This window comes from Prevotella dentalis DSM 3688 (assembly GCF_000242335.1).
Lineage (GTDB): Bacteria > Bacteroidota > Bacteroidia > Bacteroidales > Bacteroidaceae > Prevotella > Prevotella seregens.
The window spans coordinates 1,359,853-1,373,919 of record NC_019960.1; the positions used below are offsets into that span (position 1 = coordinate 1,359,853).

12 protein-coding genes and 2 rRNA genes are annotated in these 14,067 nt (G+C 54.1%); 3 read left to right on the plus strand and 11 right to left on the minus strand.

Annotated features, from left to right (window positions below; translation table 11 throughout):
- Complete coding sequence (lptB, locus tag PREDE_RS05385) at window positions 1-813, minus strand: LPS export ABC transporter ATP-binding protein (RefSeq protein ID WP_005844850.1); 813 nt, start codon at window positions 811-813, stop codon at window positions 1-3.
- A gap of 341 nt (window positions 814-1,154) precedes the next feature.
- Here lptB and PREDE_RS05390 point away from each other — a divergent pair, with 341 nt between their 5' ends.
- From PREDE_RS05390 to PREDE_RS05400, 3 genes are all read left to right on the plus strand, one after another.
- Window positions 1,155-1,913 (plus strand): MlaE family ABC transporter permease, encoded by a 759-nt coding sequence (locus PREDE_RS05390; RefSeq protein WP_027952393.1) that lies wholly within the window; start codon window positions 1,155-1,157, stop codon window positions 1,911-1,913.
- 87 nt (window positions 1,914-2,000) lie between these two features.
- Window positions 2,001-2,531, plus strand: a complete 531-nt coding sequence (locus PREDE_RS05395; RefSeq protein ID WP_005844855.1) for an endonuclease domain-containing protein — start codon at window positions 2,001-2,003, stop codon at window positions 2,529-2,531.
- Complete coding sequence (locus PREDE_RS05400) at window positions 2,518-3,291, plus strand: ABC transporter ATP-binding protein (protein WP_005844857.1); 774 nt, start codon at window positions 2,518-2,520, stop codon at window positions 3,289-3,291. The genes PREDE_RS05395 and PREDE_RS05400 overlap by 14 nt, the downstream gene beginning before the upstream one ends.
- A gap of 64 nt (window positions 3,292-3,355) precedes the next feature.
- On the opposite strand, the gene PREDE_RS05405 is transcribed toward PREDE_RS05400, so the two are convergent.
- The 10 genes from PREDE_RS05405 to PREDE_RS05445 all read right to left on the minus strand — a co-directional run bounded on the left by PREDE_RS05405 (window position 3,356) and on the right by PREDE_RS05445 (window position 13,850).
- The gene (locus PREDE_RS05405) at window positions 3,356-3,748 is read right to left on the minus strand and encodes a hypothetical protein (RefSeq protein WP_005844859.1); all 393 of its coding nucleotides are present in this window, start codon (window positions 3,746-3,748) and stop codon (window positions 3,356-3,358) included.
- A complete protein-coding gene (gene der, locus PREDE_RS05410) occupies window positions 3,748-5,061 on the minus strand; it encodes a ribosome biogenesis GTPase Der (protein ID WP_005844861.1) in 1,314 nt (437 codons plus the stop codon). Before der ends, PREDE_RS05405 begins: the two co-directional genes overlap by 1 nt.
- Before the next feature lie 102 nt (window positions 5,062-5,163).
- Window positions 5,164-6,045 carry a GTPase Era gene (gene era, locus PREDE_RS05415; protein ID WP_005844863.1) on the minus strand — a complete coding sequence of 294 codons (882 nt, stop codon included), beginning with the start codon at window positions 6,043-6,045 and terminating at the stop codon, window positions 5,164-5,166.
- 95 nt (window positions 6,046-6,140) lie between these two features.
- Entirely contained in the window at window positions 6,141-7,160 is a 1,020-nt protein-coding gene (locus tag PREDE_RS05420) for a beta-ketoacyl-ACP synthase III (RefSeq protein ID WP_005844865.1), read from the minus strand.
- Window positions 7,160-7,345, minus strand: coding sequence for a 50S ribosomal protein L32 (gene rpmF, locus PREDE_RS13450; protein ID WP_006848356.1), 186 nt, complete (start codon window positions 7,343-7,345; stop codon window positions 7,160-7,162). The genes PREDE_RS05420 and rpmF overlap by 1 nt, the downstream gene beginning before the upstream one ends.
- Before the next feature lie 22 nt (window positions 7,346-7,367).
- On the minus strand, window positions 7,368-7,889 hold the full coding sequence (locus PREDE_RS05425; RefSeq protein ID WP_015298526.1) for a YceD family protein: 522 nt from the start codon (window positions 7,887-7,889) through the stop codon (window positions 7,368-7,370).
- 132 nt (window positions 7,890-8,021) lie between these two features.
- A complete protein-coding gene (locus tag PREDE_RS05430) occupies window positions 8,022-9,188 on the minus strand; it encodes a sensor histidine kinase (protein ID WP_015298527.1) in 1,167 nt (388 codons plus the stop codon).
- 200 nt (window positions 9,189-9,388) lie between these two features.
- The gene (locus PREDE_RS05435; RefSeq protein WP_005844871.1) at window positions 9,389-10,231 is read right to left on the minus strand and encodes a FimB/Mfa2 family fimbrial subunit; all 843 of its coding nucleotides are present in this window, start codon (window positions 10,229-10,231) and stop codon (window positions 9,389-9,391) included.
- A 491-nt stretch (window positions 10,232-10,722) separates the two neighbouring features.
- Window positions 10,723-10,835: ribosomal RNA gene (rrf, locus tag PREDE_RS05440) — 5S ribosomal RNA — on the minus strand.
- A gap of 111 nt (window positions 10,836-10,946) precedes the next feature.
- Window positions 10,947-13,850, minus strand: a 23S ribosomal RNA gene (locus tag PREDE_RS05445).
- Window positions 13,851-14,067 lie beyond the last annotated feature (217 nt).

The following is a 14,067-nucleotide window of genomic DNA, read 5'->3' on the forward strand; positions in this document are numbered from 1 at the left end:
TTACCTCCCCTCCACGTAGCGAATGTCCTCGTCGTTGGGCTTGAACTTGCGGTAGACGAAGTTCTCGCTCAGGTAGTGCTTGCGCACAGTGGGGTCTGCAGCGATGTCCTCGGGCAGGCCCTTGAAGAGGATGCGCCCCTCGAAGAGCAGGTAGGCGCGGTCGGTGATGGAGAGCGTCTCCTGCACATTGTGATCGGTGATGAGGATGCCGATGTTGTGATATTTCAGCCGCCACACGATGTGCTGTATGTCTTCCACGGCAATGGGGTCCACGCCGGCAAAAGGTTCGTCGAGCATAATGAACTTCGGGTCGATGGCCAGGCAGCGGGCTATCTCCGTGCGCCGGCGCTCGCCGCCCGAGAGCTGGTCGCCCTTGTTCTTGCGCACCTTGCCCAGACGAAACTCTGTTATGAGGCTCTCCAGCTTGTCGAGCTGGTACTGGCGCGGCTTGTCGGTCATCTCGAGCACCGACATAATGTTGTCCTCCACGCTCATCTTGCGGAACACGCTGGCCTCCTGGGGCAGATAGCCGATGCCGGCGCGCGCGCGCTTGTAGACGGGATAGTCGGTGATTTCGTGGTCGTCGATATAGACGTGGCCCTCGTTGGGCACCACGAGGCCGGTGGTCATGTAGAACGAGGTGGTCTTGCCGGCGCCGTTGGGGCCCAGCAGCCCCACGATTTCGCCCTGCTTCACGTTGTAGGTCACGCCGTTGGCCACGGTGCGTGCACCGTAGCGTTTCACCAGTCCCTCGGCACGCAGCACGGCACCCGCAGTCCCTGCTGGCGCCACATTCAGGTTGTTTTCGTCCATGTCGCTTGTTTTGGTTGCAAATGTACGAAAATTCAACGGAACAAGCGCAACTTGCTCCTTTTTTCGTGTTGCGGGGCCCGTGGCAGTTCCGCTGCGACATGCACGCGCGACCGTCACACCGCAGACGCGTTGCGATTGCGCCGTGGACGCGCCACGATTACGCCGCAGACGGACGGCGATTGCCCGGCAAACGCACCGCCCCCTGCCGCCCGGCAGCAGTGGCGCAGCAGGCTGCCGGCGGTTCCTCACCCATTCGGCGAGGGAAAAGCATTAGCCTTAAAAAAGCAAAAAGCGGCCGGGGATTGGCCGTTTATCGGCGGTTTTTACTTAATTTTGCACCAATGATTATCATGAAACTTCTGCTGAAGTGGCTCACCACATTCGGCAAATACCTGATTCTGATAGGGCGCTCGTTCTCGCGTCCCGAGCGCATGCGCATGTTCATGAAGCAGTATGTGAAGGAGATGTCGCAGCTCGGCGTCGACTCCATCGGCATCGTGCTGCTCATCAGCTTCTTTATCGGGGCCGTGATCTGCATCCAAATGAAGGTGAACATCCAGAGCCCCTGGATGCCGCGATGGGTGACGGGCTACACCACGCGCGAGATTATGCTGCTGGAATTCTCCAGCTCGATCATGTGTCTGATTCTGGCCGGCAAGGTGGGTTCCAACATCGCCTCTGAGCTGGGCACCATGCGGGTGACGCAGCAGATAGACGCCCTCGACATCATGGGCGTGAACTCGGCCAGCTATCTCATCCTGCCCAAGATTATGGGACTGGTAACCATCATGCCTTTCCTGGTGGTGTTCTCCTCGGCCATGGGCATCATGGGCGCGTATGCCACGGCTTATCTCGGCCACATGATGTCGCCCGACGACCTCACGGCGGGCATGCACCACTCGTTCAACCAGTGGTTTGTGTGGATGAGTATCATCAAGAGCCTGTGCTTCGCCTTCATCATTGCCAGCGTGTCGTCGTTCTTCGGCTACACGGTGGAGGGCGGCTCGGTGGAGGTGGGCAAGGCCTCGACCGACGCCGTGGTGAGCAGCAGCGTCCTCATCCTGTTCTCAGACGTGTTCCTGACGCAGTTGCTTTCGTGAGCCCAGCCCCCTAAGTTAGGGGGTTGGGGGGTCTGGACAACGCGTCAGCCCACAATCACTTCACGCCAAATACCTCTCTCCCGCACCATGTCCGACTCCAATCCCATCTACACCAAGGACCTCAGACGACAGTTGAGACGCGATGCCACTTCGTGCGAACTCTTGCTATGGCACTACATCAAAGGCCGCCAAATCGAGGGGCTGAAGTTCAGACGGCAACATGGCTACGGCCCCTATGTGATGGACTTCTTCTGTACGGAGCTGCGATGGTGTGTCGAGGTGGACGGCAAAATACACGACACGCCGGAGAACCGACAGAAAGATGCCGACCGTACCAGTTACCTGAACCAGCAAGGCATCACGGTTACGCGGATGAAGAACGAAGAACTGGAGAACGGCGTGCAGGGTGTTGTGGAGCGACTACACGAAACAGCCATGCAACTGGCTGCCGACAAACACATACAACTGCCCCTCGGAAGAGGAGGCACAAGGATAAAGAAAGAAAAAAAGACCCGGTTTCCGGGGATATATCATAATGGGTTGGGGCGTACGGAAGAGCCATACAAAGGCTGCTCAGACCCCCAACCCCCTAACTTAGGGGGCTATGATCGAAGTTAAACACCTGACCAAATCGTTCGAGGACAAGACGGTCCTGAATGACATTAACGCCGTGTTCGAGACCGGCAAGACCAATCTGATTATCGGACAGAGCGGTTCGGGAAAGACCGTGCTTGTGAAAAACATCGTGGGACTGCTCGAGCCGACAAGCGGAGAGATACGCTACGACGGCCGCAATTTCGTCACCATGAGCAAGCGCGAACGCGTGATGATGCGCCGAGAGATGGGCATGATTTTCCAGAGTGCGGCTCTTTTCGACTCGCTCTCGGTGCTGGAGAACGTGCAGTTCCCGCTCGACATGTTCTCGACCATGAACTACCGCGAACGCGTGAAGCGGGCGCAGGAGTGCCTGGAACGCGTGAACCTGCTCGACGCGCAGCACAAGTTTCCCGGAGAAATCTCGGGCGGCATGCAGAAACGCGTGGCCATCGCCCGGGCCATCGTGCTGAACCCGAAATACCTCTTCTGTGACGAACCCAACTCGGGACTCGACCCCAAGACCTCGCTTGTCATCGACAAGCTGCTCTCGGGCATCACGAAAGAATACAATATTACCACCATCATCAACACCCACGACATGAACTCGGTGATGGGTATCGGCGAGAACATCATCTTTATCTACAAAGGACGCAAAGAGTGGCAGGGCAACAAAGACCAGGTAATGGGCGCCACCAACAAGCGGCTCAACGACCTGGTCTTCGCCTCCGACCTCTTCCGCAAGGTGAAAGAGGTGGAAATGGAAGAGGAGGAACGAGGATAAAAACCAAGAAAGGCCAAAACACAGCGGCGGAGCAACCCCTTGAGGATTGCTCCGCCGCTGTGTTTCAGCGCATGTACCACACGCCCTTGTGCTCCACCATCGGCACAAGCACCTGCTCGGTGGTCTTGTCGCCATAGACGAAGAGCAGGTAGACCTGGGCCACATGGCGGGCGGTGTCGGCCGTGGCCGAGACGTAGCGCACCTCACGGAGTCCGCCGTGCTCCTGCCGTTGCTGCCCCATGAACATCTGCATGTTGGCGATGAGCTGGTCGCGATAGGAAGCCGGGATGGAGTCGGGCTGGTAACGCCCGTCGACAAACTGGTCGTAGTGGCCCTGCAGCAACCGGTCATAATAGACCTTGGCAGCGTGGCCGGCAATGTCGGCCGGCGAGGGGCCTTGGGAGCCGCAAGCGCAGACAAAGACCAGAAGCCACAGCCATGGGAACAGCCGCACCATCACTTCTTGCGGATAAACACGTTGATGGGGCAGCCGTGCATCGACCAGTTCTCGCGAATCTTGTTCTCCAGGAACCGGCGATAGTTCTCCTTGATGTACTGCGGCAGGTTGGCATAGAACACGAACGAGGGTATCTGCGTGTTGGGCAGCTGCGAGCAATACTTGATCTTGATGTACTTGCCCTTGATGGACGGTGGCGGCGTCTGCTCGATGATGGGCAGCATCACCTCGTTGAGCTTGGTGGTGCCGATGCGGGTCTCACGGTTGACGTAGACCTGCTTGGCCATCTCGAGCACCTTGAAGATGCGCTGCTTGGTGAGGGCCGAGGCGAAGACGATGGGGAAATCGACAAACGGCGCCATGCGTTCGCGGATGGCATTCTCGAAAGTCTTGATGACTTTCTGGTCTTTGTCCTGCACAAGATCCCACTTGTTCACCACCACCACGAGGCTCTTGTTGTTCTTCTGGATGAGCTGGAAGATGTTCATGTCCTGAGCTTCGATGCCACGGGTGGCGTCGATCATGAGGATACAGACGTCGCTGTTCTCGATGGCACGGATGCTGCGCATGACGCTGTAGAACTCCAAATCCTCGGTGACCTTGTTCTTGCGACGGATGCCGGCCGTGTCGACCAGGTAGAAATCGAAGCCGAACTTGTCGAATCGGGTGTAGATGCTGTCGCGTGTGGTGCCGGCAATCTCGGTTACGATGTTGCGGTCTTCGCCAATGAAAGCGTTGATGATGCTCGACTTTCCGGCATTGGGACGCCCCACGACGGCAAAGCGGGGAATGTCTTCCTGTATCTCTTCGCGGTTCTCGGCCGGCAGACTGGCAAGGATGACGTCGAGCAAATCACCCGTGCCGCCACCCGTGGCGGCACTGATGCAGTGGGGCTCGCCCAGGCCCAGCTTGTAGAACTCGGCGGCCACATAGGCCTCGCCACTGTTGTCCACCTTGTTGGCCACAAGGATGACGGGCAGCTTGGCACGGCGCAGGATGAGGGCAACGTCCTCGTCCCAATCGGTGAGCCCCGTCTCCACGTCGACAAGAAAGAGAATGAGGTCGGCCTCGTCGGAGGCAATGCGCACCTGCTGGCGAATGGCGTCCTCGAAAATATCATCGGACTTGACAACCCATCCGCCGGTGTCCACCACGGAGAATTCCTTGCCGTTCCAGCTGCACTTGCCGTATTGGCGGTCGCGCGTGGTGCCGGCCACATCGCTCACGATGGCATGACGGGTCTGGGTCAGTCGGTTGAAAAGTGTAGACTTGCCCACGTTCGGGCGGCCTACTATCGCTACTAAATTTGCCATATTGTATAGGGGTTAAAGAAGTTAAGGGAGTTCAAGAAGTTAAAGGACATTATCCCCCGCTGCTCCAATAACTCCTCTTCCCAACCACTTCATAGTGTGATACTACTGCGGGTTATATCCAAAATTGTTGAGCTCTTTCTGAGAATTGCGCCAGTCCTTGTCTACCTTGACAAAGACTTCGAGGAAAATCTTCTTGCCAAAGAACGTCTCCAGGCTCTTGCGGGCCTCGGTGGACACTTTCTTCAGGGCCGTGCCTTGATGGCCGATGATGATGCCCTTTTGCGAATCGCGCTCCACATAGATGACGGTATTGATGTGGATGTGGCGCTCGTCTTCCTTGAATCGCTCCACGGCCACCTCAACGGCATAGGGAATCTCCTTGTCGTAATAGCGGAGAATCTTCTCGCGGATAATCTCGGAAACAAAGAATTTGGCGGGCTTGTCGGTAAGCTGGTCTTTCTCAAAATAAGCCGGACTCTCGGGCAGCAGCTCGGCAATACGCTTCATCAGCATGTCGGTGCCAAACTTGTTCTTGGCTGAAATAGGCAGGATTTCGGCATTGGGGAGCAGGCTGTGCCACTTGTCCACGGCGGCGACCAGCTTCTGTTGGTCGCTTTCGTCTATCTTGTTGATAAGCAAAATGACGGGAATGGTCATGGATTTCACCTTGTCGAGGAAGTCCATGTTCTTCTCGGGGTTCTCCACCACGTCTGTCACATAGAGCAGGATGTCGGCATCGGCAAGGGCCGACTCCGAGAAAGCCAGCATCATTTCCTGCATCTTGTAGTTGGGTTTGAGCACTCCGGGAGTGTCGGAGAACACAATCTGCATGTCGGGCGTGTTGACAATGCCCATGATACGGTGGCGTGTGGTCTGGGCCTTGAACGTGGCTATGCTGATCTTTTCGCCTACAAGCTGGTTCATCAGTGTGGACTTGCCCACATTGGGATTGCCCACTATATTTACAAAACCTGCCTTGTGCATATTCGACTTTTTAGTTAAACGTGAAGCTCAAGAACAAAAAAACGCATTCTTTTAAGCGTGAAAGATGCGTTTTTCTGTCTGGATGGTGCGAAGTGTTACTTGCTGTCTGCCACGGAAGCTCCGTCATAGCCCCATTTATAATAGGAGGCACCATGAACAAAGCCTGCGCCAAAGGCAGTCAGAATAACATTGTCGCCTTTCTTCAGTTTGGCCTCATTGTCCCAAAGGGCCAATGGAATGGTGGCCGAACTGGTGTTGCCATAGTGGTCGATATTGATCATCACTTTCTCCAGCGGCAAGTCCGCACGCTTGGCTACGGCCTCGATAATGCGGAGATTGGCCTCATGAGGGATAACCCACTGCACATCACTGGGTTGCATCTGGTTGCGAGTGAGGATTTCTTCTATGTCGTCACCCATGTCGGTCACGGCATGACGGAACACGTTGCGGCCCTCCTGATAGATGTAATGCAGATGATGGTCAATGGTGAAGTGTGACGGTGGGCAAACACTTCCTCCGGCTTTCATGTGAAGGAAAGGAAGACCTTTGCCGTCGGTGCGCAGGTAAGAGTCCTGCAGACCGATGCCCTCTTCCTCGGTACCCTCGACGAGCACCGCACCCGCTCCATCGCCGAAGAGGACGCAAGTCTGGCGGTCGGTATAGTCAACCACCGAAGACATCTTCTCGGCCGAGATGACAATAATCTTATGATAACGGCCACTCTGAATCATTGCCGATGCGGTATCCATGGCATAGAGGAAGCCACAGCAAGCGCAAGAAACGTCAAAGGCGTGAGCATTCTTCAATCCCAACTTGCCCAGTACGATGCTGGCCGTAGAAGGGAACATGTAGTCAGGGGTGGTAGTGGAAACTATCAGTGCATCAATGGTGTCAGGATCAACGCCCGTCTTCTGCAACAGCTGCTTGGCCGCCTTGCGGCCCATGTAACTGCTTCCGAGGCCTTCCTCTTTCAGGATTCGGCGCTCCTTGATGCCCACACGTGTTGTGATCCACTCATCACTGGTGTCTACCATGCGCGACAACTCCTCGTTGGTGAGGATATAGTCGGGCACATATCCACCAATACCCGTGATGGTAGCGTTAATCTTGCCCATTATTCAGCAGCTTCCTTAACGATAGCAACCTTGCCGCGATAATATCCGCAAGTGGGACATACGGTATGGTACACATAGTAAGCACCGCAGTTGGGGCAAACGGCCAACGTGGGGGCAACTGCCTTGTCGTGAGTTCTTCTCTTGAGTGTACGAGTCTTTGACTGTCTTCTTTTAGGATGTGCCATAATTTTTTAATGTTTTAATATTTTATTCTTTTAATTTTAAAAGTGCAGCCCATCGGGAATCCATAGCCTCCTGCACATCACCAGCACCGCTTCGGGCGGCTGAATGCTCTTCGAGAATCTTCATCATGGCAGGGTTGCATTTTCCAGGTGCATGCACATGCCTGAGTGGGATGCCGAGCTCTATAAATTCATAAATAAGCCACGCCACGTCGAGTATTCCTTCATCCTCGCGAACTGTGACGAGCTCATCGTCTTCTGAGCTTTTTTCTCCAAACTTTGCCACGAGATGATTGTCCGTGGAGATGGGCTGCTCCATTTCCTCCAAGCAGAGGTCGCAGACCACCATGACAGAGCCTTCGGTATGGAAATCCATGTCGAAGAGACCCTCGACACGATGTACGTTCAGAGTAGTATGAAGATGACCGCTCCTCACTGTCTGGGCCTCAATGGCCTCGAAGTAAGAATCGTCCAAGTCAAAGTCGAAGATATTGTTACCCTCGGCCAGTCCGTGCAAATCTATCTTAAACTGCTCTAAATTAGACATATCCACGCTTTGGGCTGCAAAGTTACGACTTTTTTCCGATAATAAGCCAACTTCACGGGAAAAAAGTTTCCACCAAACGTACAAGTTTACTGATTTGTAGCGGCCATGATGGAGCGTAGGCTGCCCATTTCGTCACGACTTGCGGAGCTCTATACAAAAGGTCGTGCCGCGTCCTATCTCAGAATTCCTGACATAGATTTTACCTCGATGATAGTCCTCTACAATACGCCGGGCCAGGCTCAGCCCTAAGCCCCACCCGCGCTCCTTGGTTGTAAAGCCGGGACGAAATACATTGCCTATGTCTTTCTTGCGAATCCCTTTACCAGTGTCTGAGACTTCTATCATAGCCCGGCTATTAGTCTCGCCCACCCGTAAGGTAATGATACCGCCATCTGCTCCCATAGCATCAACTGCATTCTTGGAAAGGTTTTCAATAACCCATTCAAACAACGAGGGATTAAGATTAACGATTACATCGTGTGCGGGCAAATCTTTGACCAGACTTATATTTTTGCTGGTGCGGTGATCCATGTACTCAATGACATGGTCGAGTACATCATTGAGGCTGGTAGGAACAAGTCTTGGATTCGAGCCTATCTTGGAAAAACGGTCTGCAATGAGCTGCAGTCGGCGCACGTCCTTGTCTAACTCTGGAATAAGGCCGTCGCTCGGATAACTCTCTTTGAGAATCTCTACCCACGCCATTAGACTGGAAATGGGTGTCCCCAGCTGGTGTGCAGTCTCTTTGGAAAGACCCACCCACACCTTGTTCTGCTCCGCACGCTTGGAAGTAAGCAAAGCAAAAATGGCAATCACCACAAAAATCAAGACTATGCCTAATTGGATAAAAGGATAGACCGCCAGACGCTTCAGCATCACCGATTCATCATAACACACATCTATATAATCATGCGTATGTTCTCCAAGCCCAATGCGAATATTCTTATGTTCGGCAAGCAACCGTTTGCCCATGGCTTCTATCTCTGCAATGCTGTCTTGGTGAGCACCGGTCTTCAAAGCTATATTTCTGAATTCTGTCACGTTCCCCTGTGCATCCAGTACGATAACAGGTATAGAATTGTTGTCGTTCAACACCTTGAGTACAAGGTTCAGGTCTGTATTTGTATCGGCATTATTCAGCGTGCGCATAGCCTCCGCCCAAACCGCCATCCTGTGCCTTTCCTGTTCTTTCAAGTCCTGGGTCAGAAAATGCGAAACCAATAGCGATGCGACAGCTATCAAGATAGCCGCAAGAATCAGGAATATCTTTACTTGTCGTATCCGGTCTGTCCATTGCATGATATTCATACTAACGTCACACCTTAATTATTATTGCTCCCCGACTCTCCCATTACCCTACCTGATACTCCCCAACCATCCTCCCAATTCTTCTATAATATTTCTAACAAGCTGTCATCTCCTACTCGACCCTGCCATCTCCTAAATAGTCTATCCCACCTTATAACAACCTATTCTCTCTTATCTTTCCCTCTGCTCTCTCAGAATGTGTGCTCTCTCGTCGACCACTCGTCTTCCGAGAAAAGTCCTATTTTAAACAAGGCCTTTTCGTCTCCACTCGAGCCCCCGAAAAGGTTGCCCTTGTATTGGGTAATCAGATTGCGGCGAACGGGCACTTCGTCAAAGGTTTTCTGTGCCACAACGTTGGCACCCGCATCATGAGCTGTCACCTGCATCTTCAGTGAACCGGTATCACTTCGAGGGAAAGTGTAGACCTCGAACGTTGCTGGCTGGCCCACCATGTCCGACGTAACCGCCCGCGTCTCCGTCTGCCTGGAGCTCACACATCCCACTCCATTCAAGGCGTCGAAAGTAGAGCTTCCACCCGTATAGTAGAATCGAAGCATTGTGACACGAGACGGGACTGTGTCCGAAGTCACCAAGCGGAACATCGCAACGGCACGTCTCAACGAGAGGCTACGCGACACGCTACCCTCAACAGTAAACTCCTCTGTAGCATAAAAGGTATCGGTCACCTTTCCGTCAAACGAGATCTTTGCAGGGTCGGTCATCACAGGAGCCTTGGCACCATTGTGAGCTATCACGACCACGCGATAGGCACCCGGGCGGAGCGACAGCTGGAAACTACCGTAGTCGGCATCCTTAGACTCCTGATTCATCTGCACTGTCTTAGTCCCTCCCTGATAGACAGCTAAGCTAAGATGGCTACATGAGGCTCCAACATCTGTACCGCGTGACTGCACCGGCCCGGCAAACGGCGTCTGCTCCAAATCCGACACTCGGAATTCCACGGGCATCTTGCCATCCTGCCCATCAGGCTGATCCACGTCACTAATGGCCACTTTCTGGCAACCAAACGTCATCCCACATAGTATGACAGCACAAAGCCACGCCACACATGTTCTCAGCCTACACATGCCGACCATACTTGTCCAACACTTGTTCGTACAAGTTCCACGGCCGTTACGGTCGGTCCTGCACCTTTCCATCTCAATTCCATTGTGGTTCATATTATCAAAAGATTAGTAAATAATGTTGCAAATATAGCCTTTTTATGGTTATACCAACGCAAGAAAAACGAAAAATAAAAGTAGGAGCATTATTTTTTTACAAGGGAAAACAGATTTCCTATCCCATAGTAGGCCTATCACCTCCTATAAATTCCTATCTTGGCCTATAAATTCCTATCACCTCCTATAATTACCTATCATCTCCTATCATAACCTATAATTACCTATTACCTCCTATCATTACCTATCCCCGCCTATAATTGCCTATCACCTCCTATTATCACCTCCCTCCCCCACCCCAAAAAAGTCCCCCGCCCACACTTCCTGTGGACGGGGAACCAAAAAGCAGGCAGCTCCCTACTCTCCCGCATTGCATTGCAGTACCATCGGCGCAGACGGGCTTAACTTCTCTGTTCGGAATGGGAAGAGGTGGGACACCGCCGCAACAGCCACCAAAAATAACGAATGACCATCGGCACAAGGCAGGACTGAAAAAGAAAAACAAAGACATGCGCCCGGACACCGCATCAAAGCGGGACAGGGAACGCCACGGCTGAAAAAATGGGGCCCGAAGAAAGCGCTCGGGCAATTAGTAGCGCTCGGCTTTGACGTCGCCGTCTTTACACCTGCGCCCTATCTACGTCGTCGTCTGCAACGACCCTCTACGGAGTTCTCATCTTGCGGAGGGCTTCGCACTTAGATGCTTTCAGCGCTTATCCCGACCAGACGCGGATACCCGGCGGTGCACCTGGCGGCACAACCGGCAAACCGGAGGTCTGTCCGTCACGGTCCTCTCGTACTAGTGACGGCACCACGCAAAACTCCTGCGCCCACGATAGATAGAGACCGAACTGTCTCACGACGTTCTGAACCCAGCTCGCGTGCCACTTTAATGGGCGAACAGCCCAACCCTTGGGACCTTCTCCAGCCCCAGGATGTGACGAGCCGACATCGAGGTGCCAAACCACCCCGTCGATATGAGCTCTTGGGGGGGATCAGCCTGTTATCCCCGGAGTACCTTTTATCCTTTGAGCGACGGAGTTTCCATACACGTCCGCCGGATCACTATGCCCCAGTTTCCTGCCTGCTCGGCATGTCTGCCTCCCAGTCAAGCGCCCTTATGCCATTGCACTCCATAAGGCCGGTTACCAATCGGCCGGAGGGCACCTTTGGAAGCCTCCGTTACGCTTTTGGAGGCGACCACCCCAGTCAAACTACCCGCCAAGCGGTGTCCGCGCATACGCGCGTTAGACCTCAGACAGCCGAAGGGCCGTATTTCAAGGAGGGCTCCACATGCACTGGCGTGCACGCCTCAAAGCCTCCGGCCTATCCTACACATCGGATGACCAAGGTCAGCGCTAAGCTGTAGTAAAGGTTCACGGGGTCTTTTCGTCCCATCGCGGGTAATCGGCATCTTCACCGATACTACAATTTCACTGAGCTCATGGTTGAGACAGCGTCCGGATCATTACACCATTCGTGCAGGTCGGAACTTACCCGACAAGGAATTTCGCTACCTTAGGACCGTTATAGTTACGGCCGCCGTTTACCGGGGCTTCAATTCAACGCGGCACCTTGCGGATGACGTCTCCTCTTAACCTTCCGGCACCGGGCAGGTGTCAGGCTGTATACGTCCACTTGCGTGTTGGCACAGCCCTGTGTTTTTGTTAAACAGTTGCCTGGACCTATTCTCTGCGCCTCCCAAAAAAGGGAGGACCCTTTATCCCGAAGTTACAGGGTCAGTTTGCCTAGTTCCTTAACCATGAATCTCTCAACGCCTGAGTATGTTCTACCCGTCTACCTGTGTCGGTTTGCGGTACGGGTACCACAAGGGTTGAGCTTAGCGGATTTTCTCGGGAGTATGATTACCAGCGCTGTTACCCCTCCCCGAAAGGAGGGGCATACTGTCAGGGTCGGCTCGGAGGGTGGATTTGCCTGCCCTCCTCGGCGCCTACGCCCTTCAACGGGGATTTCCGTCACCCCGCGGCTGTGTCACTGCTCCGTCCCCGCGTCGCCCCATGTGGTAGTAACGGAATGTTGACCGTTTCTGCCATCGCCATCGCCTGTCGGCTGAGGCTTAGGACCCGACTTACCCCGGGATGACTGGCATTGCCCGGGAAACCTTGGACTTGCGGCGGGGGGGGATCTCACCCCCCTTGTCGTTACTTATACCTACATTTGCTTTGCCGTACGCTCCAGGATCAGTCATCTTCACCATTCTGCGCATACGGCATGCTCCCCTACCGATACTTTATTCAATGCTATCCTGCGTCTTCGGCGTCCGCCTTATACCCGATTATTATCCACGCCCGGACCCTCGACCAGTGAGCTGTTACGCACTCTTTGAATGAATGGCTGCTTCCAAGCCAACATCCTGGCTGTCACAGGGACAGGACTTCGTTAGACTAACTCAGGCGGAACTTCGGGGCCTTAGACGGCAGTCTGGATTCTTCTCCTCTCGGGGACGGACCTTAGCACCCGCCCCCTTACTGCACGGCTGCGGCGCATGAGCATTCGGAGTTCGTCAGGTCTCGATAGGCGGTGAAGCCCTCTCGACCTATCGGTCGCTCTACCTCTCATGCGGAACACCGCACGCGGCACCTAAATGCCTTTCGGGGAGTACGAGCTATCTCCAAGTTTGATTGGCCTTTCACTCCTACACACACCTCATCCAGAAGCTTTTCAACGCTTATTGGTGCGGACCTCCATCCGGTGTTACCCGGACTTCATCCTGGACATGTGTAGATCACTTGGTTTCGCGTCTGCCACCACCGACTGAAACGCCCTATTCAGGCTCGCTTTCACTGCGGCTCACGCGTCTCATGACGCTTAACCTCGCCGGTGACGGCAACTCGTAGGTTCATTATGCAAAAGGCACGCCGTCACTGCTATAAGCAGCTCCGACCGCTTGTAGGCGCATGGTTTCAGGAACTATTTCACTCTTCTCATGGAAGTGCTTTTCACCTTTCCCTCACGGTACTCGTTCGCTATCGGTCTCATCCGAGTATTTAGCCTTGCCGGATGGTCCCGGCGGATTCACGCAGGATTACTCGTGGCCCGCGCTACTCAGGATACCACTATGCCGACAAATGCTTCGGGTACGGGGCTATCACCCCCTGCGGCACCGCTTTCCAGCGGATTCCCCTCGCAACTGCCGTGCAACGACGTGGTCCTACAACCCCCAAGCCGCGTTGCCACGGCGTGGGTTTGGGCTCTTCCCCGGTCGCTCGCCACTACTGGGGGAATCATTATCTTATTTTCTTTTCCTGGAGGTACTAAGATGTTTCAGTTCCCTCCGTTAGCCCCCGGAAAAAACACCGGGTGACAGTCCTTCAGACTGACGGGTTGTCCCATTCGGATATCCGCGGGTCAGGGGTCATTTGCACCTCACCGCAGCTTTTCGCAGCTTATCACGTCCTTCCTCGCCTGGATGAGCCAAGGCATCCGCCATGCGCCCTTTCCTACTTTCTTCGACTTTCCCCCATGACAGCTTATCTGCCAGGGGGACGCCCATACTTTCAGCTGTATCGTCCCGCACGTGGACACGCACCTCTAAAAAGGCGCGCCACGAGCGGCAAGTCTTCACTTTTTCTTCTTATACAGTCTTGCTTGTGTCAATATGTCAAAGATCGGAGACCGGGTACACATTCAGGACGCACGAACCCATGTTCGTGCTCCGTGAACGGAAC

Excerpts from the sequence above, each read along its gene's own strand:
- lptB (WP_005844850.1), bottom strand. The coding sequence starts at position 813 with ATGGACGAAAACAACCTGAATGTGGCGCCAGCAGGGACTGCGGGTGCC.
- PREDE_RS05390 (WP_027952393.1), top strand. The coding sequence starts at position 1,155 with ATGATTATCATGAAACTTCTGCTGAAGTGGCTCACCACATTCGGCAAA.
- PREDE_RS05395 (WP_005844855.1), top strand. The coding sequence starts at position 2,001 with ATGTCCGACTCCAATCCCATCTACACCAAGGACCTCAGACGACAGTTG.
- PREDE_RS05400 (WP_005844857.1), top strand. The coding sequence starts at position 2,518 with ATGATCGAAGTTAAACACCTGACCAAATCGTTCGAGGACAAGACGGTC.
- PREDE_RS05405 (WP_005844859.1), bottom strand. The coding sequence starts at position 3,748 with ATGGTGCGGCTGTTCCCATGGCTGTGGCTTCTGGTCTTTGTCTGCGCT.
- der (WP_005844861.1), bottom strand. The coding sequence starts at position 5,061 with ATGGCAAATTTAGTAGCGATAGTAGGCCGCCCGAACGTGGGCAAGTCT.
- era (WP_005844863.1), bottom strand. The coding sequence starts at position 6,045 with ATGCACAAGGCAGGTTTTGTAAATATAGTGGGCAATCCCAATGTGGGC.
- PREDE_RS05420 (WP_005844865.1), bottom strand. The coding sequence starts at position 7,160 with ATGGGCAAGATTAACGCTACCATCACGGGTATTGGTGGATATGTGCCC.
- rpmF (WP_006848356.1), bottom strand. The coding sequence starts at position 7,345 with ATGGCACATCCTAAAAGAAGACAGTCAAAGACTCGTACACTCAAGAGA.
- PREDE_RS05425 (WP_015298526.1), bottom strand. The coding sequence starts at position 7,889 with ATGTCTAATTTAGAGCAGTTTAAGATAGATTTGCACGGACTGGCCGAG.
- PREDE_RS05430 (WP_015298527.1), bottom strand. The coding sequence starts at position 9,188 with ATGCAATGGACAGACCGGATACGACAAGTAAAGATATTCCTGATTCTT.
- PREDE_RS05435 (WP_005844871.1), bottom strand. The coding sequence starts at position 10,231 with ATGACGTTTGGTTGCCAGAAAGTGGCCATTAGTGACGTGGATCAGCCT.